Source organism: Rheinheimera pleomorphica, assembly GCF_011634895.1.
In the GTDB taxonomy this organism is placed as follows: Bacteria; Pseudomonadota; Gammaproteobacteria; order Enterobacterales; family Alteromonadaceae; genus Alishewanella; species Alishewanella pleomorphica.
Genome location: NZ_SIRR01000008.1, coordinates 31597 through 52240, shown reverse-complemented (window position 1 = coordinate 52240; position 20644 = coordinate 31597). Strand labels below are relative to the sequence as shown.

Below are 20644 nucleotides of genomic sequence, written 5' to 3'. Positions count from 1 at the left end.
AAATAGACCAATTGTCTATTGATGTATAAAAAACTACCTGACTAAGCCCTGCATAAACTGCTCGGCATAGCGCTCTAACGGCTGCGTGCTTTGCTCCAGCCGTGACCGGCTTACGGCGCCCTCCCAGCCAATCCAGAAAAACTCCGCTAAAGCATCGCAATCGGCAGTTGACGACAACTGGCCTGCCAGTTGCGCTTCACGCAGGCAGCTGGCAATACGCTGCTGCCAGCTGTGAAAAATGGCTATCAGCAGCGGGCGAAAACTTTCGGGTAATAGATCCACTTCCTGGCCTAAGTTGCCTACCAGACAACCGCGTTTAAACTGATGCCGGGCAATGCCGTGCCTGGCATCGTCGATAAAATTACGCATCCGTTGTAGCGGGGGAACGCTGCTATCCAGCAAGCAGCTATCAAGCTTGCTGGCAAAGTAGTTGGCGTAGCTATCAAGCACGGCATGGCCAAAGGCTTCTTTACTGTTAAAGTAAAAATAGAATGAGCCTTTAGGTACACCGGCTTTTTTCAGCATCTTATCTAAGCCCGAGGCGGTAAAACCGATTTCGGTTAGATGCTCAAGCCCGCTTCTAATCAGCTCGGCGCGGATATCCCGCTGTTGTGCAGCTGATTTCGGCGGTCTGCCTCTGTGAGGTGTGGGGTTTAATGTCGTCATGGCAATAATAATAGACCGGTCGTCTATAAAAGCGAATTAGACAAAGGTCGAGGCTGTTTTAGGGGGTATATACAAAGCGGGGTGTCTGGGCCCGCGTGTATTTTCGCAACCAACAGCTGACATTTGTCAGCCGGCTTTGATGACAACAAGGGCTGCCTTTGTTGCCGCCGTTAATACACAATAGGCATTAGGTTAAATTAATCAGGCGAAGGTTTATGTTTTCGACATTATCCAATACACCCAGAGCATTAAAATTAAGCAAACTCAAAACGATTTCGCTGTTGCTACTTACCGTGTTGCTGCTATGCAGCCAGCTGCCGCAGTTAATTACCTGGTTTGTGCCCCTGTCCAACCAGGGCAAGGTGCAAAGCCAATTGTATCTACCGGCAACGGCAAGTGCCGACAACCCCGCGCCGCTGCTGGTGTTTTTCGGTGGCTCAGAAGGTGGCATGAGCATGACCAGTGCGCGCAGTGCGCCAGAGCGGCAAGCCTATCTGGATGCGGGTTTTGCACTATTGGTCGTCGGTTATTTTGGCCTGCCGGGTATTCCAGCCGGTTTGGATCGGATAGAGCTTGGCGGGGTGCTTGACGCTATTGAATATACCCGCAGCAATCCTGCCATCGCCGCAGAGAGACTGTCAGTGCTGGGCGTATCAAAAGGGGCGGAGTTAGCCTTATTGCTGGCCAGTCGTTCAGCGCAAATCAGCACTGTAATTGCAGTGGTCGGCAGTGACGTGGTGTTTGCCAGCCCACAGTGGTATAGCACCAGTTCGTCCTGGAGCTGGCAGGGCCAACCCATTGCTTTTGTGCCTTTTAGCTTGCGCTCAACACTGCCGTTGCTGCAAGGCAATATTCGCCGGAGCTATGAAATTGCCATGCAAAATCAGCAGGCTTATCAGCAAGCGCTGATCCCGGTGCAGCAGATGCAGGCCGACGTGCTACTTATCTCAGGCACAGCGGATGAGCTGTGGCCATCCAGTGAAATGTCCGACAGGATTATTCAGCGGCTGCAGCAACATCACTATCCGTATCGATATCAGCATTTAAAAATAGCCGGTGGCGGCCACGGCGGGCTCGCCCGGCAATATCAAAGCGAAATTGTAGCGTTTTTGCTAACATCGCAGCGGTAATTAAAATTTGCAGGGCTAAAGCCAAGGCCCGGTCTGTTAGTTGGGCTTTATGGCGGTATTCATTTTAAGGAGGATAAGTGACAACACGGCTGCTAGTGCTAAGCGATATTTTTGGTTTATGTGCCGGCCTTGAGCGTCTGCTGGCCGATTTAAGTCAAGCCGATACGGTTATTGATGTTATCGACCCTTATCAGACGATACGCCAGCAGTTTGTCGATGAAGCTCAGGCCTATGCGGCTTTTACTGCACAGTGCGGCCATGAAGGCTATGCCGCAATCGCCGCGCAGGCGCTGCAAAGCTGTGTGCAGCCGTTTGACCTGGCCATCGGTTTTAGCGCCGGCGCTACGGCGCTATGGCGCGCACTGGCAACATCTAATAGCGCAGCGGTAAAACAAGCCGTGCTGTTTTACCCGGGCCAAATACATCAGCATCTGGCGTTAACACCAGCTGTGCCGGTGCAGGTTATTTTTGGCCACAGCGAGCCACATTTTGCCGTAGCGGAGATCTGCACTCAGCTACAACAAAAGCCGGGCGTAAGTGCTGTGAGTACAGGCTACGCGCACGGTTTTATCAATCCGGCATCAAAGGCGTTTAATAAACAAGGGTATCAGCAGTATCTAAGGTTTATAGTGCGGGTGCTATCCGGCGAAATTGCCACTGCGCCAACTAAACGCCGGGGCAGGCAGACAGTGAAAGAAGTAGACAGAACTCTGCTTGCCTATATTAAAAAACCGACAACAGAAGCAGGTTATATTGACCTGATAACAACTTCCAAAAATGGCCTGTCTTATATTTATCAAGGCGAGCACTGGGCGCGGCAAGCTCCCATTTTTGGTATGGGCAAGTGTCGTAATAGCAAAGGTGAAGAAATAGAAATATCACCGTTGAGCCGGCATTACTCTGTTAAGGATCAGGATGTTTTGCTGGTCACCGATGCAGCGAAACCGCGCTATCAGCTATGGTTGATGAAAAAACTAAAGCAGAGTCGGCAGGCGTCAAGAAGTGATGAGAGCGAATAACAGCCACTCGTTATTAGTTTAATAAGCCAAGCCCTTTTTGCGCAAATCCTGGCCTCGTGGGCACGCATTAGCCTTGTTTGCTATGCTCTTTATAGGCGTAGCATCAGAACAAGCAGGGTTAGCTAAGCGTTTTCAGGCGAATCAGTGTGCATTATCTGTATTGTTATAGGCAATTTCTTAAACCTGAAAAGATAAATTTATGAATACTCACGCTGATAACATGCAAGAAAATAAAAGCCGATCGGTTGCGAATGGCATTGCTCAAATACAAAGCGCTGGCGAGTCTAGTTTCCAGTTTGTCGATAATCGACCTGACGCTATTGCACAACGGAAGCTGCAAGAGTTGGCTAATAATAGGCCTCAGGCAAAACAGGTTGCCCAATTACAAGCTTCCATCCTCCAGCGTGTAGTTGGTCAGAAACCAGGCGAATACTTTTGTCCTAACCTTGCCTGGGCTAAGTGGTTTGCCGCAATGACCCCCGAAGAACTTTCGGTTGAACTTGATAAGCTTGGCTTGAATCTCGATTCAACAGCGGTTGCAAGAATGAATGAAGTGCTCATTCGTAATAAATTACAACCATTAACAGATGCTCTACCTGAGCAAGAAGTGGAACAAGGTCTCAACATAGGAGTTAAAAAAGAAACCAAAGCAAAAGAACAACAGGAAGCGGAGCAAGATGGTTCAAGCCAAAAGTTAGCGAGTGGCAAAGGCGCAGAAGTTAGCGGTAAAGTTGCAGAAATTTCTGATGAACCAGCTATAAAACTGATAAAGCGAAAAAAGCCAGAGAAACTAAAAATAACCGCTGGTGATAAGAAAAAATTGGTACTTGAGGTCCTTAATGAATTTGGTGAAGTTATCGCCTCAATAATTGCTAATGAAGGAAATACAAAAGCAATTACTGCCAAACTAATTGGAAAGAAAACGTCCGTTAAAAATAGCTACCCTATTACGGCAAAGGAATTACACCCTGAGTTTAAAAATAGTTTTACTGCGTTTTGTAAGCTAGTCGATGCCGAATCGCACCTGGAGCAATTGAAACAAGCAGGAAATCTGAAAGCTAACCTTCCATCACAAAAGGAGCTTTATGACCATCTATTTAAAGCGATGCAAGCAGCAAAGGGCAAAGGCCATGCAAGTGTTAAGATGGCAAAGATTCCACTTATCACTGCTATAAAATATTCTGCTTATGGAAAAGAGCATATGGTTACCCATCTCTATACACAGCCCGGTAACGAGACAGAAATACGCTGTTACTTGGGTACTGATAACGGACCATTTCAACGCATCCACACTTCTCTGACAGTAAAGCCAAACGAAACGTCTACGGCGCATACTATGGTTCAAACTGGGCCAGAACTCGGGATCCCTCCGTTTGCTGCAACCACTGGTGAAAGAGTTGGGTTTGATTCTAAAGAAACTGAGAAAGGTATGGGCTTTGAGCATCGACTTTTAACAGAAAGGTCCAAAATGCAATGCACGGTAAAAGGTTACATTGAAGGGAAAACACTGGAGGAAATAGGAGTTGATAATGCTAAGGTCGCCAAGGATATGGCGGTATCATTCAATCAAACGCTTGATCAAGTCAGTAAAGATATTTCTAATGGAGATCTTGATAAGAGAGGCGTTACTTGGCTCTCGTCATTTAATCCGATTGATGAAGCCAAGTAACCAGGGGCTTCGACAAGGGGCATTGTTGATCTTGTTATAGGGGCTTTTATAACGGAAGGGTGTTGGGGGCAAACATCAAACCTACTCGGTAACTTTATTTGATGCCGAAAACACCAGTCAATAGCACCGATAGCAAATGCTCACAACGGGCATCACCAGCGCCGCCAGGCCTCTGGTGCGACCCGCAATAAGTTAGCTTTTTCGTGCGTTGTCGCATCTTTTCTCAGGGCGGCGCCGTAGCCAGCCAGGCGGCAATTTGGCTGGCGGGTAGGTCACTATTGTGGTTGCCGCTGTAGCTTTGCAATGTAGCAACGCCAGGCGTAAAGGCCTGATACAGCGCCTCGCTGTGAGCCCGGCCGATAATTTCATCCTGCTCTGCCAGCAACACCAGCGTGCGGCTGCTAATGGCCGGCGCATAGGCGACAGAGTTATAGGTATCCTTTAGCAACCATTTAACCGGAAAGAATGGAAACTGCCGCTGGGCCAGTGCGCTCAGGCTATCAAACGGCGTTATCAGCAGCAGTTGCGCGACCTTCCGCTGCGCCGCCAGCTGCACGGCAACTCCAGAGCCCAGGCTTCGGCCAATTACCGTAATGTCACTATGTTTGCTCTGTAACAGGTCATACAGGGTGAGCGCATCGGCAACCAATGCCTGCTCAGACGGGCTGCCAGAGCTACCGCCATAACCACGATAATGCATTACATAAACCGCATGGTCGGCAAAGGCGGCAGCAAATTCCGGTAAAGCGATACTGACATCCTCAGCATTGCCGCCAAAATACAGCAGCGCCAGGCTAGTGTCGCGCGGCTGTTGGCTAACCAGCACAGTGGCACCGGCTTGTTGCAACATCAGCGGCTCAGTTGGCGGCAACTGCGCCGGCACGGGGAAATAAATTAACTGCCGCTGTAGCAAATACAGCAATAGGCACAGCAGGCAATAACCCGCCAGTGCATAGCCTGCAACAGTAAGCGGCATACGCATGGTTTATCCGGTAGCAGGTGAAAGGGTGTAAAGCAGCTTAGCGGATAGCGGGGTTAAAGCAAACGGCATTGTTTAAGGTCAAAGGTTAGATCTCTGGCAATGCGGCTGGCATCAACGCTTTTCAACAGTTGGCTCAAGGGCTAAGCTGTATAGACATAAGGTTAGCCGTGCAGTTTCAACGCGCGGTTCAACGTTAAGGTAATAGATGAAATGACAAACAATACGGAATTGCTAAGCAGTGAAAACCTGCGTGAGATGGGCCTGATTGGCCCGCCAAAAGCCGCCGGCGCACATTTTAAACGCTATCTGCAGCGTAAAAACCTGACAGCAGCCGATGCAGCCCGTGATCTGAATGTGGCCAAATCTACCATTACCCGTTTTATCAACGGCGAAAGTGAGTTAAGCATTGATCTGGCAACCAAGATAAAGCGGGTTTATAACGCGCCGGTAGAGGTGTTTTTTAAAATTGACGCCCAGTACAAAGCCTATGTTGTGGCGCAGAATATTGCCAAATCAGTGGCGTAAGCTGCTGTAGTCAAACGATATGGGCAGAGGTGTAGGTTATGGCTATTAAAACCACGCGTTGGGATTGCTCAGAGCATTTAAAAACTGATGAAGATATTCAGCTATATCTTGAAGCTTGCATTGAAGAAGCGGGCGATGATCCGGCGTTTATCGTGCATGCATTAGGGGTTATTGCCAAAGCGAAAAATATGAGTCAACTGGCGCGCGATACCGGCATCAGCCGCGAAGGTTTATATAAAGCCTTTTCCCCCGACGGCAACCCAACTTTTGCTGCCGTCGCCAAGGTTGCCAAAGCGCTGGGGTTGCAGATTACTGTGCAAACGGCTAATGCCACCCAGCCTGGTTAGCTCTGCCTTAGCTGACTACTATCAATATCAGCATTTAATCAGCAGTTCGTTGGTTTTCTCCGGCGCCAAAATGGCAGGATGGCTATTGCTATTGCTGTTTGTGATAAACCACTGCCAATCTATTCAGCGGCTTAGCCGATTTAAATACTTGACGGCGTTTAGGTTTAAGGTAAAAGTGGTACAAGTTTTGGGGCTTATCTGACAAGAAAAAGTTCAAGATTGCAAAAGGCAAGACCTGACCCTGAGGTATGCGCTCAATAAAAGGATGAAATTATGCAACGCTACATAAGGCGCGTTCGAATTGAAGGAATGTTTGGGAACGAGGCTGAGATGGTGGTTGATTTTAACCCCCATGACAATTGTATATATGGAGTAAATGGCTCAGGTAAAACGGTTTTAATAAACCTGATTGTTGCGGCATTACAAGTCGACATTAGTGTTTTGCTATCTTTGCCATTTAAAAGCTTGAAAGTTATCACTGCTCCGATAGGTGGTCGTAAAGAAATCAGTTTTATAAATTTAGTTAGAGATGGCGAGACGATAACGTACTTATTTAGTGAAAAGCTGCAAGTGAAAAGTGACTCGGAAAGCAGGCTTGGTCTTTCTAGTGCACTGTTAAATGTTATTGAAAAAGACAAACCTTATAAATTCTCTGTTAGACATACTCGTGATGAATCATGGGCAAGAACAATGTCTTTACGCCTTGCAATAAAAAAAGTGGTATCACTTACTTACGTACCACTTTTGAGAATACATGATTTAAACGGCAGAAGTGATGAAGTGCTAATATATGAGTTGCGTAGGCAACGAATGTCTGAGAAAGAAATTAGCGAGTTACTCGACCCTAATATGCGAGTACTTAAAAAATTACAGCAAGAGTTTTCAGAGAGATACACGGCAGCGCAGTCTCAAATAGCGGCAGAGTTAGAATCGTTAAAATCAACAATTTTTGAAAAATTATTATTTCAAAATAATTCAAGCAAAGATGATGCAGTTAGCTATGTTCAAAAAATTCTGGAAACTAGAGATACAGATACAGGTCAGGATGCTGAAAACGTAATAAAGCATATTAAAGACCTAAATCTTAACGTTTCTGAACAGATGGTAAGGGAACATTTTCAAATCTGGGCAAGAGCAAAAGAGAATTTACTTTCAAGTCATGATGCATGGCAGCTTGCTCAGAATAAAAAGGGTTCAAAAAAAAGTTTTGCTGAATCTGAGTATAAAGCCTACAGCCAATCGTATTTTAATCTAGTAGCCTCAGTTAGGCAGTTTAGGAAGTTTGAAGAAGTCATACAGTTAATAAATGATATGCAAAATAAAAAATCTCTACTTCTATCTAAGTTCTATAGGTTCAAATCTGAAATAAACGAGTTTTTGTCACATGGCAAGTCAATATCATTTAATGAGGCTGGGCTTTTCAAAGTTGATAAGGATGGAGTGGAGTTAGATCTTCAAAACCTTTCTTCCGGAGAGAAACACTTACTTGTAATTTTAGGTCGAGTTTGTCTTTCATCTTTTGTTGGAAGCACAGTTTTTATTGCGGATGAGCCTGAATTATCTCTTCATTTGGAATGGCAGCGCGAAATCCTTCCAGCGATCTCAAGGTTATCACCTGATACTCAGGTGATTGTAGCTACACATTCACCAGCTATTATTTCAGGTAAAGCAAGAAAAATAAACTTAAGGACATGCTACAAGAATGGATGAGTTGCCAACTTACAATGCTAGAGAAAATTTAGATCGAGTATTAATGGATGAAAATTCAAAATACCTAATTGTGGAAGGTCCTTTTGATTTATCAGTTTATTCGATTTTGGTTGAAATAATATGTAGAAAACACTCGTTAAATAATGAACGTTTGGTAGTTTTTGGAGGCGGTAAATGTAATATATTGAAATTTCTGGAGGGAAACTCTATTCAAAACTCAACTGTTATTTTAGATATGGATTTCGATGATCCAGATCGCATTTACCCTTATCCATTTGTTTACTTGCTTCGTAAGTACTCTATTGAAAACTATGCTATTAATGTGCAAGTTATTTCTAGGCTTTTGTCTGTATTGTTGAACGTGACCCCTCAGGATGTAAGGCGACATTTTACAATCACGGAGTTAATTCAACATCTCAACGAAGAGCTTAGCGGGATTATTCCTATTCTTTACTACTATCAGTGTATATTTAACGGAAACAAAGAAAGATGGGCTTCAGCATTTCTGAATCGACCTAATGGAGATTGGCGAGTTTGCCGCCAACAATTAGAACGATTTAAGAATAGCATTTTAACGGATATGCATGTTAGTGAAGAGCAATGTATAGAAGCATATCGAGCGGTTTTCAATGAAGAGCATTGCGTTTCGATCTCGTTTCCTGGGAAGGTGCTTTTGGAGTCGCTTCATCGCTACTTGAAAGAAAAGTGTAATGCTCGTAAAGTCGATTCGTACTCTACCATCAACAGTAAAAGGACTTTATTTAATAGTATTGTCAGTGATTTGGGGGAGTGCGAAGAGTTGGAGAACATATTGTTGACGGCGGTTGCATAGTGAGTGCAGGGGCAGGTCTTGCTTTTTGACCATCTTTGTTGCGGGTAAAATAAATGGCCATTGTTCAGGTCGTCTATCGTCGCAATAAGAACCTTAATTTTCATCGGAATTTATTAAACTTTGGGGTCAGGTCTTAAACTTTGGGGTCAGGTCTTGCCTTTAACTTCGGGGTCAGGTCTTGCCTTTTGACTGACAACTAAGCGCTAGGATTCCAGGTTTTTAGCTGTCCTTGCGGGCTTAGCCCGCATATCCAACACTCGCCACACTACAACTTCACCTGGCTTTGGCATTTTGTAATAAATCGCATAAGGAAAACGATGTGCCAGCATGCGGTAATAACCAAAAACCTGCTGGTGAATACCGGCGTAAATAACTAAAGAATCAATATCACTAAAGATGGAGTCTAGGAAGTAGTCACCAAGATACTCTCCTTACTGTTGATAGAACAAACGGCCATTTTCCAGATCGTTTATTGCAGCAGTGAGAACCTTAATTTTCATCGGAATTTATTACGTAAACTCTGCTTCGCTAGCTCCCAGTCATGCGTGACTTCTTCACCTTCTCTAACCGCATTTTCAGTTTGCTGTAAAGCTTGTTGATGCCAGGCAGGCGAGGCTAGGTGATCGGCACCTTCAGCAGTGAGCTCTTGCCACAAGGTTTCCATCACCTGCAGTTTTTCGGCGGTGGAAAGCTGTTTGATTTGTTCTGTGGTAATCATAAAACTGGCCGTATTAAATAACCTGACTGGAGCATAGCAACAGCGGTTGGATAACTCAAACCAACTGCTTAGTCGCCACCAATACGGCATTATTATCTGTATAAACAAACTGGCCGGGGATAACATCTACCCCGGCGAAAATCAGTAGGCCCAGTGGTAATTAATCTTTGTGTAGCTGCCTCAGTTTAAAATATTCGATTATTGCGTGCGCGATAGCGGTGAACAATATTATCGTTTGTAGAATAAGCTCATACATATTAAAACTCCTGCTGTCGTATGAGAACGCCAAATGCGGCACTCTCTTCTATAGTGCGTGTTAATTATTTTTTGACCCATAAATTCGGGAATAACATGGACAGCAAGCTGCTTACACAGCATTTAATTGAACTGGAACAGCTACTGGTTCAGCCCGCTACTCGTTTGTCTGCCGAATTACTAAACCTTTATCTCGCTGACGATTTCAATGAAATCGCCGCAACCGGCCGCTGTTTTGGTAAAGCGGATGTGCTTGAGCGCCTGCCAACGGAAACGCCACCTGTGATTACCCAGCAAGATTTTACCTGCCGGGTTTTGGCCGATGGCCTGGCGCAGCTGACGTACCGTGCCACGATACAGCGCGTCGAAGATGATAGCCCCAGCTACTCAGTGCGCAGTTCACTCTATCGCTTTGACGGTGAACACTGGCAGATGATTTTTCACCAGGGCACCGCTTGTAATCCATTTTAACCGCAGGAAATACCGCCCTATGCGCGATGCTCTAAGACAAAAAATTATTGCCGTTTGTGACAAAAAAATCCTCGCCAAAGGCGAGAGCGTCGGCGTGTCGTTTTACGCTTTTTTCGCCAATAAAAACAACGACCCGGCGCTGTTAATGGAAGCGGCAACCTGGTGGATCCAAACCCACCGGCTGGACCATTTTGAAAAAGCGCTGAAGATAAAGCAGCTGGTTCAAGCCGGATTGTGATAGTGCTTTTTTGTTTTGCGGTAGCAGTTGCACTCCGGTTTGGTTGTTTTGGCTAGCCGGGAAACAACGCTGCGCAATTGGTAATGGCTTAAAGCCCAGTGCGCAGCTTCAGCTAAACCGCTGCTTACAGTTAGATACATATTATATCTTTACGTAAAGATAAGTCAGTTGCTATAGTGCCGCCAATGCTTAATAAAAAGGAGAGCGGCTATGGCGCGTGTATTTGCTGCAGTAATATCTATCTGCATGTTGTTGGTTTTAGGTGCTGCTACCGCGACGGCTGAACAAAGCCCGCAGCAGGCGGCCACAACCGCTAAGCTGGCTAAGGTGGCGCAGGCGTATGCCGATGTGTATGGCTTTTCCGGCACGGTAAAGGTAGTCAAGCACGGGCAGGAGGTGTTGCTGGCCAGTTATGGTTTGGCGAACCGCGAGTTTAATGTTGCTAATAGTGCTGATGTGCGGTTTTCCATTAACTCGATGTCGAAAACCTTTACTGCTGCGGCGCTGCTGCAGCTGGTAGAGCAGGGTAAGCTAAAACTGCACACGCCTGTGAAGGCGTATATTCCCGAGCTAACTGCCGAGTGGGCTAACAAAGTCACCTTGCATCATTTGCTGACGCACAGCAGCGGCTTGCCGCGTGAGTCGGGCATTCAGCCACATCAAAATTTAACCCTTAGCCAGCAGATCACGCAGTTGGTGAATGATCAAACACTGCTGTTTGAACCGGGTAGCCGTTATGAGTATTCCAACATTGGCATTATGTTACTTGGCCGGGTGATAGAGACCGCATCTAAGCAGGATTTTGCCAGCTACATTACCGAGCATATTATCAAGCCGCTTAAGCTGAGTGATACCGGTGTATATCTGGCGGAAAAGGTAGTTGAGCGCCAGGCGACACCCTATCGTATTTCGCCAGAGGGTGTTGCAACTGCACCGCGGTCAAAGCATTTGGGCGTAAACCCCGGTGGCGGCATGTATTCTACCGTTAATGACCTATATCAATTTGTGCTGGCGCTGGAGCAGCACAAGTTGCTGGCGGCAGAAACCAGCCGGCAAATGTTTCAGTCACAGCTGACCTCGGCTGATGGCGACGGCCACGGCTATGGCTGGACGCTAAAACCGTTCGGTGACCGTGTGCTGTATTTTGCAGCAGGCAGTGGCTTTGGCACCAAAAGCGTTATGCTGCGCTCGGCATCGCAAGATGACTTTATCGCTATTACCGCAAACTGGGGCAATACACCGGTTTTACAACTGATGGCAGGGCTGTTTTTTGTGCTAAACGACATGGATTACAGCTTGCCGGATAAGCGTAGCTTAGCCTCTGTGTCGCAGTTTGGCTCCCGTTTAGGTCGCTACAGTTTTGTTGCAGAAGAGGTGCAAAAACATTTGATGATGCAGTCCAACATTGTCACCTTGCAGGCGATAGACGGCAAAGTATTTATGAATGACGAGCTAATGGCGGTGGGGCCGGATAACACGCTAAAGCTTACTTATACCGATGAAGTGAGTATTAGTTTTGCCGGTAATAACATGATTATTACTATTAACGGCAACACCCTGCGCGGTCAGAAGCTGCCGTAATTTACGTAAGTTACGTGCGGCTTATGCGGTTGAATAAGCGTTTTGGAGAGGTGTAGATGAATAAACTGAATCAGGTACCGGCACTGTTGCAGCGGGCGGCTACGCAGTGGAAAGCAATTCACCCAAAGCTGCCGGTGGAGGATGCTGCGCTTGTTGGCTTGCTGATTGGCGTCGGCGCTAATGCCGATACGCTGGGCGTTCAGCAACTCAAACCGTTTGGGTTGTGCCAGACCGAGCATGATGTGTTGGCCTGTGCCCGGCGTCAGGGCGCGCCGTATCAGGTAACGCCGGCACTGCTGTTAGAAGAGGTGCGTATTACCTCTGGCGCGTTAACCACCTGCCTTAACCGGTTAATTGAAAAATCACTTATTAGCCGTGTGCCCAGCCAGACCGATTTGCGTTCTAAGCCGGTGCAGCTGACAGAGCAGGGAGTAGCGCTGATAGACCAGTTAACCAAGGCACGTTTTGTGCTGGCCGCTCAAGTACTGCAGGGCTTTTCCAGCGAGGAGAAAGCGCAGTTAAAAAGCTTACTGGCTAAAGTGCAGCAGGGTTTAAACCTGGACAGCGCTGCAGCTACAGCAATGGCTTAGTCGCAACCAGCACGCCATTATTATCGGCGTAAACAAACTGGCCGGGGATAAAATCGACCCCGGCAAAAGTGACCGTGACGTTGATATCGCCTAAATCGCGCTTGTCGGTTTTCATCGGGTGAATACCCAGCGCCTGCAGTAGGCGCTGGCTTTATTCCGGCAGATTTTCGACTGCGCTTGGTTGGTTGAAATCGGTAACCGTTGTAAGCACTTTGCCGTCTTTAATCTTAAGTAACATTGGTAAATTGCGCACATTAAACTGGCGAAACAGTACGCCATATTCGTCAATACTTACCGGCAGGTTAAGCTGATACTTCTCTTTAAACTCGGCTACTGCTTTATCGTCGGTCCATAAGTGATTAACAATAACCTTAAGCGGCGGCCCGGGTAGTTTTGTGGACAGCTGGTTTAAACCTTTTTGTGCATCGCTGCATGCTTTAGACATTTCAGGGCGCGAGTCGGCCAGATACCAGTCGCACCAGGTTGCAGTAAAAAACAGCGAGTGTTCGCCGGTTAAATACGGCTGTAGCAGTTGCTGCTGCGCCGCTGCGGTTATCGCGCTGGTGTTAGCGGCAGGTAGTTGCTGGCCTTTTGCTAAACGCTGTAAAAAGCCATCTAACACCGCATCCGATTCATGGCTTTTATACACCTGGTCACCGTTAGTATTTATCAAAACCGAGTAGGGCGTGCCTACTAAGCCCAGTGCTACAGCAAGCTTACCTTCAACATCCAGCCATACCGGCATACTTAGCTGAAAGCGAGAAATCACCGCTGCGATTTCCTCACTTTTTTCATTAATATCAATGTTTACCGCTACAAAGTTCACCTTGTCGCCATACTGCTGATATAGCGCCTGAAAGTGCGGCATTTGTTCCATGCAAGGCTGACACCAACTGGCCCACATTTTTACATACAGCGGTTTACCGGCATCCAGCTTTGCCAGTGAGACAGGGGTTAACGCCGGGAAGCTGTTTAAGTTAATCTGCTGATAACTTGTGTTGCTATTTGCTGCGACGCTGGTTGGCAGTAGTGTTAGCAGCAGAGGGCATGCCAGTAGCAGAGTAAAGTATAAGTTGCGCATTAGAGGCTCTCCTGAAATGGGTTAAGAAGAGCATAGCGGCTTAACGCTGGGCCGTATTGTAAATTTGCGACAACTTACGCGCTAAAGTACTTACATTACAGCAACGCCTTAGTCGCCACCAGCACGCCGTTGTTATCGGCATAGACAAACTGGCCGGGGATAAAATCTACCCCGGCAAACGTAACCGCGACATTGATATCGCCTAAATCACGTTTGTCGGTTTTCATTGGGTGAATACCCAGCGCCTGCACGCCAAGCGGCGTTTGGCGTATTTCGTCGATATCACGAATACAGCCGTTGATAATTATCCCTTCCCAGCCGTTTTTCGCCGCTTGTTCGGCCAGCATATCGCCCAAAAGTGCATGGCGTTTCGAGCCGCCGCCGTCTACCACTAACACTTTGCCTAGGCCCGATGTGGCTACCAGCTGTTTTACTTTGGAGTTATCTTCAAAGCATTTCACCGTAACAATTTGCCCGCCAAAGGCGGTTTTGCCACCGTAGTTGGTGAAAATCGGTTCAGTTACGCGAATATAAGCTGCATGGGCGTCGCATAAATCGGGTAGGGTGAATGGCGGCACTGTTCGACTCCTTTTTGTTCGTGGAGCGGATGGTTTGGGTTTTAGGCTCGAACCGGTTTGCCCACGTTCCGAACCTACAACCGGAAACGATAAAGCGAGATTAGGCTTACCCTAAGCTGACCGTTGAAGCCCCGGACGGGCTGAGACGAGCCCCCAGGGATGGGTTTACGGCGTGTCGGCGTGGGTAAGCCGGTTCGAGTATTTAGCCTCAACAGGCAGTTCAATCTCGCTTACATAGTTATCAGCTGCGGATGGCAACAGCCGGTTCGGGCATTTCGCTTAAACCGGCAGTTTAATCTCGCTACTTATACTTCCAAGCTTATACTTCTAAGTAATCCAGTATGCCTTCGGCAGCCTTACGGCCTTGCGCGATAGCGGTGACTACCAGGTCTGAGCCTAATACCATATCGCCACCGGCAAAGATCTTCTGCTGGTTGGTTTGCATGGCATAGGTGCTCTTCTCGCTGGCAACAACCCGGCCCTTGCTATCGAGCTCTACACCCATATCGACTAACCACTGTGGTGGGCTGGGCTGAAAACCAAAGGCAATCACCACAGCATCGGCGGGCAGTACCTGCTCAGAGCCCGGCACTGGCTCGGGGCTTCTGCGGCCTTTGGCATCGGGGGCACCCATTTGGGTGGTGACTACCTTAACGCCAATCACTTTACCGTCGCTATTAACCTCGATCCCCAGTGGCTGTAAGTTAAACAAAAACTCGACGCCTTCTTCGCGCGCGTTTTGCACTTCCTTACGTGAGCCTGGCATATTGGCTTCGTCGCGCCGGTAAGCACAGCTAACCTTAGTGGCGCCCTGGCGGATAGAGGTGCGTACGCAGTCCATCGCCGTGTCGCCACCGCCTAATACCACGACGGTTTTATCTTTTAAGCTAACGAACGGATGCTCAGTCTGCCAGCCCATCAGGTTATTGATATTACCAATTAAGAACGGCAGTGCTTCGTATACGCCCGGCGCATCTTCATTGGCTAAGCCGCCTTTCATCGGCGTGTAAGTACCCAGCGCTAAAAACACGGCGTCGTACTCGTTTAGTAAGCTATCAAAGCTGACATCAACGCCAACGTTAGTGTTTAAGCGAAACTCGATGCCCATTTCGCTAAAGATTTGCCGGCGCAGTTTAAGTACGTCTTTCTCCAGCTTAAACGGCGGAATACCAAAGGTGAGCAGGCCACCGATTTCCGGATAGCGGTCGAACACCACTGGCGTAACACCGTTACGCACCAATACATCGGCACAGGCTAACCCTGCCGGGCCAGCACCGATTACCGCGACGCGGCGCTCGGTTTTTACTACCGCAGATAAATCCGGCCGCCAGCCCATTTCAAAGGCTTTGTCGGTAATGTACTTTTCAATACTGCCAATAGTTACCGCGCCAAAACCTTCGTTTAGCGTACAGGCGCCTTCGCATAAGCGGTCCTGCGGGCAGACCCGGCCGCACACTTCAGGCAGGCTATTGGTTTTGTGCGACAGCTCAGCCGCTTCAATGATCTTGCCTTCGTTAGCCAGCTTCAACCACTGTGGAATATAGTTGTGCACCGGGCACTTCCACTCGCAGTAAGGGTTGCCGCAATCCAGGCAGCGATCGGCCTGACCTTCCACCTGGGTGTGGGTCATTGGCTGGTAAATCTCCACAAACTCGATAGTACGTTCGTGATGTGAGCGTTTTGGCGGATCAATCCGTTTTACGTCGATAAACTGGTATACATTCTGTGCCATAACGCCTCCCTACATCGCCTGAACCCGCAGCTCGGCTGACGAGCGTGCGCGGTGTCCCAGCAAGGTGTTTACATCGCTGGTTTTTGGTTTTACCAGCTTGAATTTACTTAAATAATTGCCAAAGTCGTTTAAGATCCTCTGTGCTTTTTCGCTGCCGGTTTCCTCAACGTGCTGGTGCAATAAGCTACGCAGGTGCTCCTGTAGTATCGGCGTGCTGACATCCAGTGCCTCGACCAGCTCAGGGTTTAACCTAAGCGCTAAATCGTCCTGCTCATCTAACAGGTAAGCGAAGCCTCCGGTCATACCGGCACCAAAGTTAACCCCGGTGCAGCCCAGTACCACGACCACACCGCCAGTCATATATTCACAGCAGTTATCGCCGGTGCCTTCAACTACCGCTAATGCGCCGGAGTTACGTACGGCAAAGCGCTCGCCGACCTGGCCGGCAGCATACAACCGGCCACCGGTGGCGCCGTATAAGCAAGTATTACCGGCAATGGTAAAGCCGTTTTTGGCGAAGGCGGCGCCCTTGGCCGGGTAAATCGCCAGCATACCGCCGGTCATGCCTTTACCGACGTAGTCGTTGGCATCGCCCTGCAGCGACATATGCAGGCCACCGGCGTTCCATACGCCAAAGCTCTGGCCTGCGGTGCCGTTAAAGCGAATGCGGATCGGATCGGTTGCCATGCCCTGATTACCATGCTGACGGGCAATAAAGCCCGACAGCGCAGCACCGACCGAGCGGTCAGTATTGCGAATACTAAAGCTTAGCTGGCCACCGGTTTTGTTAAGTACCATCTGCTCGCAGCGCCCTAACAATTGCTGGTTTAATGCACCTTCATCAAAAGGTTTATTGTTTTGCACGCAGTACAAGGCTTTGTCTGATTGCACGCCGCTGGCTTGCAGAATAGGCGTTAAATCCAGCCGTGCCTGCTTTTGCGTTTCGCTGTCTTTAACGCTTAATAAATCAGTGCGGCCGATAAGCTGCGTTAGCTCGGTTACGCCAAGCTGCGCCATTAACTCGCGCACTTCAAAGGCTAAGAACTTAAAGTAGTTCATCACCATCTCTGGCAGGCCGTTAAAGTGGTCACGGCGCAGCGTTGCATCTTGTGTTGCCACACCAGTAGCGCAGTTATTTAAATGGCAAATACGCAGGAACTTACAGCCCAGCGCTACCATAGGGCCGGTACCAAAGCCGAAGCTTTCGGCGCCTAAAATCGCGGCTTTAATCACATCGAGGCCGGTTTTTAAGCCGCCATCAACTTGCAAGCGCACGCGATCGCGCAGGCCGTTTTCAACTAAGGCTTGATGCACTTCAGCTAAACCAAGCTCCCACGGGCTACCTGCGTACTTCACTGAAGTTAACGGGCTGGCGCCGGTACCACCGTCATAACCGGACACGGTAATTAAATCGGCATAGGCTTTCGCCACACCGGTAGCGATAGTGCCGATGCCGGGCTCGGATACCAGTTTTACTGAAATCAACGCCTGCGGGTTAACCTGTTTTAAATCGAAGATCAGCTGGGCTAAATCTTCAATCGAGTAAATATCATGGTGCGGCGGCGGTGATATCAGCGTTACACCCGGCACTGAATAGCGCAGACGGGCAATTTCGGCGGTCACTTTTTCACCCGGCAGCTGACCACCTTCACCCGGCTTAGCGCCTTGCGCCACTTTAATCTGAATAACTTCAGCGTTGACCAGATAATGCGGCGTTACGCCAAAGCGGCCTGATGCCACCTGCTTAATTTTGGAGTTTTTCTCGGTGCCAAAGCGGCGCGGATCTTCACCACCTTCACCCGAGTTAGAGCGCCCGCCTAAACGGTTCATCGCAATGGCCAGCGCTTCATGCGCTTCCGGGCTTAAAGCGCCGATAGACATAGCGGCACTGTCAAAACGCGGATACAGCTTATCTTCGGTTTCTACCTGCTCCAGCGGCACGGCAGCGGCGTCGTTCAATTTAAACAGGTCGCGCAGATGGGCCACCGGGCGCTGGTTTACAATACGGCTGTACTGCTGGTAATCCTCGTATTTACCTGAGCGCACCGCTTTTTGCAGCGTTTGTACTACATCCGGGTTGTAGGCATGGTATTCACCATCGTGCACGTACTTTAACAAACCACCGTGGTTTAGCGGCTTGCGTTTAAGCCAGGCGACATTGGCAAGTAATTGGATATCCTGCTGGAAATCTTCAAAACCGGCACCACCCAGGCGCGAGGGGATATCAGTGAAGCATTGCTGCATCACCGCTTTATCAATACCGACGGCTTCAAACAGGTTAGAGCAGCGATAGCTGGCCACGGTTGAAATGCCCATTTTCGACATGATCTTGTACAGGCCTTTATTAATGCCTTTACGATAGTTCAGTACTGCCTGGCGCGCGGTTAAGTTAATCACGCCTTTTTCTACCAGCTGCTCGACCGTTTCATAGGCTAAAAACGGGTAGATACCGGTAGCACCCAGGCCAATTAATACGGCGAAATGGTGCGGGTCGCGCGCGGTGGCCGTTTCGACAATAATGTTGGAGTCGCAGCGTAGCTGAGCATTAACCAGCGCATGTTGCACCGCACCTACTGCCATCGCTGCAGGTATTGGCAGTTTGCCTTGCTCGATGCGCCGGTCAGTTAACATTACCAGCACCACATTGTTATCACGCACCGCTGTGATGACGTCCTGACACAGCTGGGTTACTGCTTGCTCCAAATTAAGTGCAGTCGGGTCAAAATTCAGCGAGAAGATCTGGTGCTTGTAATACTTTTCATCCGCCTGCTTTAACTGCTTTAAGTCGGAGTACATCATCACCGGCGATTCAAACTGAATACGCCGTGCGTAACCGGCAGTTTCTTTAAACACGTTATGCTCGCGGCCAATACTGGTGGCCAGTGACATCACGTGCGCTTCGCGCAGCGGATCTATTGGCGGGTTTGTCACCTGGGCAAATTGCTGGCGGAAGTAATCGTACAGGGTGCGTGGCTTGCGCGACAGTACCGCCATTGGCGTGTCATCACCCATAGAGCCAACCGCTTCCTGACCATCTTTGGCCAGCACTGTCATCACCTGATCGATTTCTTCATAGCTGTAGTTAAACAGCTTATGCAGTACCAGCATATCATCGTCAGAGAATACGCGTTTACCGATAAGGTCGGTTTCGTATTGCTCGTAGGGGACCAGCCGCTGCACGTTGGCGTTTAACCAGTCACGGTAAGTGTGGCGCGCCATTAAATCAGCATCAATTTCATCCGAGCGCCAGATTTTGCCAGTGGTAGTATCTACCGCCAGCATTTCACCCGGGCCAACGCGGCCTTTTTCCACGACTTCATCCGGTGTGTAATCCCAAATGCCGACCTCTGAAGCCAGTGTAATTAACTTGTCGCGGGTAATCACAAAGCGCGCTGGGCGCAAACCGTTACGGTCTAAATTACAGGCCACATGCTGACCGTTGGTCATCACGATACCGGCCGGGCCGTCCCATGGCTCCATATGCATGGAGTTAAACTCATAGAAGGCTTTTAAGTTGTCGTCCATCACCCGGTTGCCCTGCCAGGCTGGCGGTACCAGCAAGCGCATGGCGCGGAATAAATCCATACCACCGGCTAATAGCAATTCGAGCATATTATCCAGTGAGCTGGAGTCTGAGCCGCTTTGGCTGACAAAAGGCGCAGCGTCCTGCAGATCACTTAACAGCGGCGAGGAAAACTTATACTGGCGGGCCCGGGCCCATTGGCGGTTACCGGTAATGGTATTAATTTCACCGTTATGGGCTAAAAAGCGAAACGGCTGCGCCAGCTGCCAACGCGGCATAGTATTGGTAGAAAAGCGCTGGTGGAACACGCAAATGGCGGTTTCCATGCGGATATCGGCCAAATCCAGATAATAGCGCGGCAGATCGGCCGGCATCATCAGGCCTTTAAATACGGTGACCAGCGATGAGAAGCTGGGAATATAGAAGTCGCTATCGTCGCTAAGCTGTTTTTCAATACGGCGGCGCACCATATACAGGCGACGCTCTAAGTCATGATCGCCCCAGCCGTGTGGTGCATTTACAATAACCTGCTCAATTTGCGGCATAGAGCTAAGCGCCAATGGGCCAAGCACGCTGCTGTCGACCGGCACAGTGCGCCAGGCCACCAATGTCAGGGTTTCGCGACCAATTTCCTGGGCGATAATTTTTTTTGCCAGCGCCGCTTTTACCGGATCCTGACTTAGGAAAATCATGCCGACGCCGTATTTTTTCGCTAAGTTCCAGCCGTTTTCTTCGGCGATAGCGCGGAAAAAACTGTCCGGTTTTTGCATTAACAAACCACAACCATCACCGGTTTTACCGTCGGCAGAAATACCGCCGCGGTGCTGCATACGGTCAAGGCCGTTAATGGCAGTTCTGACGATCCGGTGGCTGGCTGCACCTTCCAGATGTGCGATCAGACCGAAGCCACAGTTTTCTCTTGCCTGACTGTGCTGGTACAACGCCATGACTAACCTCCACACTTGTCCTGATATTTAAATAAATATTTACTATTTAT

19 protein-coding genes are annotated in these 20644 nt (G+C 48.7%); 11 read left to right on the top strand and 8 right to left on the bottom strand.

The window, feature by feature from the left end:
* Positions 1-33: 33 nt before the first annotated feature.
* Positions 34-666 (bottom strand): acrylate utilization transcriptional regulator AcuR, encoded by a 633-nt coding sequence (gene acuR / locus EYB30_RS09295; protein WP_166838653.1) that lies wholly within the window; start codon positions 664-666, stop codon positions 34-36.
* Positions 667-881: 215 nt separating this feature from the next.
* Here acuR and EYB30_RS09290 point away from each other — a divergent pair, with 215 nt between their 5' ends.
* From EYB30_RS09290 to EYB30_RS09280, 3 genes are all read left to right on the top strand, one after another.
* Entirely contained in the window at positions 882-1796 is a 915-nt protein-coding gene (locus EYB30_RS09290; RefSeq protein ID WP_166838652.1) for an alpha/beta hydrolase, read from the top strand.
* A 77-nt stretch (positions 1797-1873) separates the two neighbouring features.
* Entirely contained in the window at positions 1874-2815 is a 942-nt protein-coding gene (locus tag EYB30_RS09285) for a dienelactone hydrolase family protein (RefSeq protein WP_166838651.1), read from the top strand.
* 199 nt (positions 2816-3014) lie between these two features.
* Positions 3015-4484, top strand: coding sequence for a hypothetical protein (locus EYB30_RS09280; RefSeq protein WP_166838650.1), 1470 nt, complete (start codon positions 3015-3017; stop codon positions 4482-4484).
* Between the two features lie 223 nt (positions 4485-4707).
* On the opposite strand, the gene EYB30_RS09275 is transcribed toward EYB30_RS09280, so the two are convergent.
* Positions 4708-5466 (bottom strand): alpha/beta hydrolase, encoded by a 759-nt coding sequence (locus tag EYB30_RS09275; RefSeq protein WP_166838649.1) that lies wholly within the window; start codon positions 5464-5466, stop codon positions 4708-4710.
* Between the two features lie 210 nt (positions 5467-5676).
* Here EYB30_RS09275 and EYB30_RS09270 point away from each other — a divergent pair, with 210 nt between their 5' ends.
* The 4 genes from EYB30_RS09270 to EYB30_RS09255 all read left to right on the top strand — a co-directional run bounded on the left by EYB30_RS09270 (position 5677) and on the right by EYB30_RS09255 (position 8880).
* Positions 5677-5991, top strand: coding sequence for a helix-turn-helix transcriptional regulator (locus EYB30_RS09270; protein WP_008222020.1), 315 nt, complete (start codon positions 5677-5679; stop codon positions 5989-5991).
* 38 nt (positions 5992-6029) lie between these two features.
* Positions 6030-6338: an addiction module antidote protein gene (locus tag EYB30_RS09265; protein ID WP_166838648.1), complete on the top strand. Its 309-nt coding sequence runs from the start codon at positions 6030-6032 to the stop codon at positions 6336-6338.
* 273 nt (positions 6339-6611) lie between these two features.
* The gene (locus EYB30_RS09260; RefSeq protein WP_166838647.1) at positions 6612-8048 is read left to right on the top strand and encodes an AAA family ATPase; all 1437 of its coding nucleotides are present in this window, start codon (positions 6612-6614) and stop codon (positions 8046-8048) included.
* Complete coding sequence (locus tag EYB30_RS09255) at positions 8041-8880, top strand: DUF4435 domain-containing protein (RefSeq protein WP_166838646.1); 840 nt, start codon at positions 8041-8043, stop codon at positions 8878-8880. The genes EYB30_RS09260 and EYB30_RS09255 overlap by 8 nt, the downstream gene beginning before the upstream one ends.
* A gap of 496 nt (positions 8881-9376) precedes the next feature.
* Here the strand turns inward: EYB30_RS09255 and EYB30_RS09245 are convergent, their stop codons facing one another.
* The gene (locus EYB30_RS09245; RefSeq protein WP_166838645.1) at positions 9377-9598 is read right to left on the bottom strand and encodes an addiction module protein; all 222 of its coding nucleotides are present in this window, start codon (positions 9596-9598) and stop codon (positions 9377-9379) included.
* A gap of 351 nt (positions 9599-9949) precedes the next feature.
* Here EYB30_RS09245 and EYB30_RS09240 point away from each other — a divergent pair, with 351 nt between their 5' ends.
* The 4 genes from EYB30_RS09240 to EYB30_RS09225 all read left to right on the top strand — a co-directional run bounded on the left by EYB30_RS09240 (position 9950) and on the right by EYB30_RS09225 (position 12733).
* Complete coding sequence (locus tag EYB30_RS09240; protein ID WP_166838644.1) at positions 9950-10324, top strand: nuclear transport factor 2 family protein; 375 nt, start codon at positions 9950-9952, stop codon at positions 10322-10324.
* 19 nt (positions 10325-10343) lie between these two features.
* Complete coding sequence (locus tag EYB30_RS09235; RefSeq protein WP_166838643.1) at positions 10344-10562, top strand: DUF6500 family protein; 219 nt, start codon at positions 10344-10346, stop codon at positions 10560-10562.
* Positions 10563-10772: 210 nt separating this feature from the next.
* The gene (locus tag EYB30_RS09230) at positions 10773-12143 is read left to right on the top strand and encodes a serine hydrolase domain-containing protein (RefSeq protein ID WP_166838642.1); all 1371 of its coding nucleotides are present in this window, start codon (positions 10773-10775) and stop codon (positions 12141-12143) included.
* 56 nt (positions 12144-12199) lie between these two features.
* The gene (locus EYB30_RS09225; RefSeq protein WP_166838641.1) at positions 12200-12733 is read left to right on the top strand and encodes a MarR family transcriptional regulator; all 534 of its coding nucleotides are present in this window, start codon (positions 12200-12202) and stop codon (positions 12731-12733) included.
* On the opposite strand, the gene EYB30_RS09220 is transcribed toward EYB30_RS09225, so the two are convergent.
* The 5 genes from EYB30_RS09220 to gltB form a co-directional block, all read right to left on the bottom strand.
* Positions 12717-12857, bottom strand: coding sequence for an RraA family protein (locus EYB30_RS09220; RefSeq protein ID WP_277816733.1), 141 nt, complete (start codon positions 12855-12857; stop codon positions 12717-12719). The genes EYB30_RS09225 and EYB30_RS09220 overlap by 17 nt on opposite strands.
* 27 nt (positions 12858-12884) lie before the next feature.
* The gene (locus tag EYB30_RS09215) at positions 12885-13814 is read right to left on the bottom strand and encodes a TlpA family protein disulfide reductase (protein ID WP_166838640.1); all 930 of its coding nucleotides are present in this window, start codon (positions 13812-13814) and stop codon (positions 12885-12887) included.
* 95 nt (positions 13815-13909) lie between these two features.
* On the bottom strand, positions 13910-14392 hold the full coding sequence (gene rraA / locus EYB30_RS09210; protein WP_166838639.1) for a ribonuclease E activity regulator RraA: 483 nt from the start codon (positions 14390-14392) through the stop codon (positions 13910-13912).
* A 319-nt stretch (positions 14393-14711) separates the two neighbouring features.
* The gene (locus tag EYB30_RS09205; protein WP_166838638.1) at positions 14712-16124 is read right to left on the bottom strand and encodes an FAD-dependent oxidoreductase; all 1413 of its coding nucleotides are present in this window, start codon (positions 16122-16124) and stop codon (positions 14712-14714) included.
* Positions 16125-16133: 9 nt separating this feature from the next.
* Positions 16134-20594, bottom strand: coding sequence for a glutamate synthase large subunit (gene gltB / locus EYB30_RS09200; RefSeq protein WP_166838637.1), 4461 nt, complete (start codon positions 20592-20594; stop codon positions 16134-16136).
* Positions 20595-20644 lie beyond the last annotated feature (50 nt).

Coding starts and splice junctions, on each gene's coding strand:
- acuR (WP_166838653.1), bottom strand. CDS start 666: ATGACGACATTAAACCCCACACCTCACAGAGGCAGACCGCCGAAATCA.
- EYB30_RS09290 (WP_166838652.1), top strand. CDS start 882: ATGTTTTCGACATTATCCAATACACCCAGAGCATTAAAATTAAGCAAA.
- EYB30_RS09280 (WP_166838650.1), top strand. CDS start 3,015: ATGAATACTCACGCTGATAACATGCAAGAAAATAAAAGCCGATCGGTT.
- EYB30_RS09275 (WP_166838649.1), bottom strand. CDS start 5,466: ATGCGTATGCCGCTTACTGTTGCAGGCTATGCACTGGCGGGTTATTGC.
- EYB30_RS09270 (WP_008222020.1), top strand. CDS start 5,677: ATGACAAACAATACGGAATTGCTAAGCAGTGAAAACCTGCGTGAGATG.
- EYB30_RS09265 (WP_166838648.1), top strand. CDS start 6,030: ATGGCTATTAAAACCACGCGTTGGGATTGCTCAGAGCATTTAAAAACT.
- EYB30_RS09260 (WP_166838647.1), top strand. CDS start 6,612: ATGCAACGCTACATAAGGCGCGTTCGAATTGAAGGAATGTTTGGGAAC.
- EYB30_RS09255 (WP_166838646.1), top strand. CDS start 8,041: ATGGATGAGTTGCCAACTTACAATGCTAGAGAAAATTTAGATCGAGTA.
- EYB30_RS09245 (WP_166838645.1), bottom strand. CDS start 9,598: ATGATTACCACAGAACAAATCAAACAGCTTTCCACCGCCGAAAAACTG.
- EYB30_RS09240 (WP_166838644.1), top strand. CDS start 9,950: ATGGACAGCAAGCTGCTTACACAGCATTTAATTGAACTGGAACAGCTA.
- EYB30_RS09235 (WP_166838643.1), top strand. CDS start 10,344: ATGCGCGATGCTCTAAGACAAAAAATTATTGCCGTTTGTGACAAAAAA.
- EYB30_RS09230 (WP_166838642.1), top strand. CDS start 10,773: ATGGCGCGTGTATTTGCTGCAGTAATATCTATCTGCATGTTGTTGGTT.
- EYB30_RS09225 (WP_166838641.1), top strand. CDS start 12,200: ATGAATAAACTGAATCAGGTACCGGCACTGTTGCAGCGGGCGGCTACG.
- EYB30_RS09215 (WP_166838640.1), bottom strand. CDS start 13,814: ATGCGCAACTTATACTTTACTCTGCTACTGGCATGCCCTCTGCTGCTA.
- EYB30_RS09205 (WP_166838638.1), bottom strand. CDS start 16,124: ATGGCACAGAATGTATACCAGTTTATCGACGTAAAACGGATTGATCCG.
- gltB (WP_166838637.1), bottom strand. CDS start 20,594: ATGGCGTTGTACCAGCACAGTCAGGCAAGAGAAAACTGTGGCTTCGGT.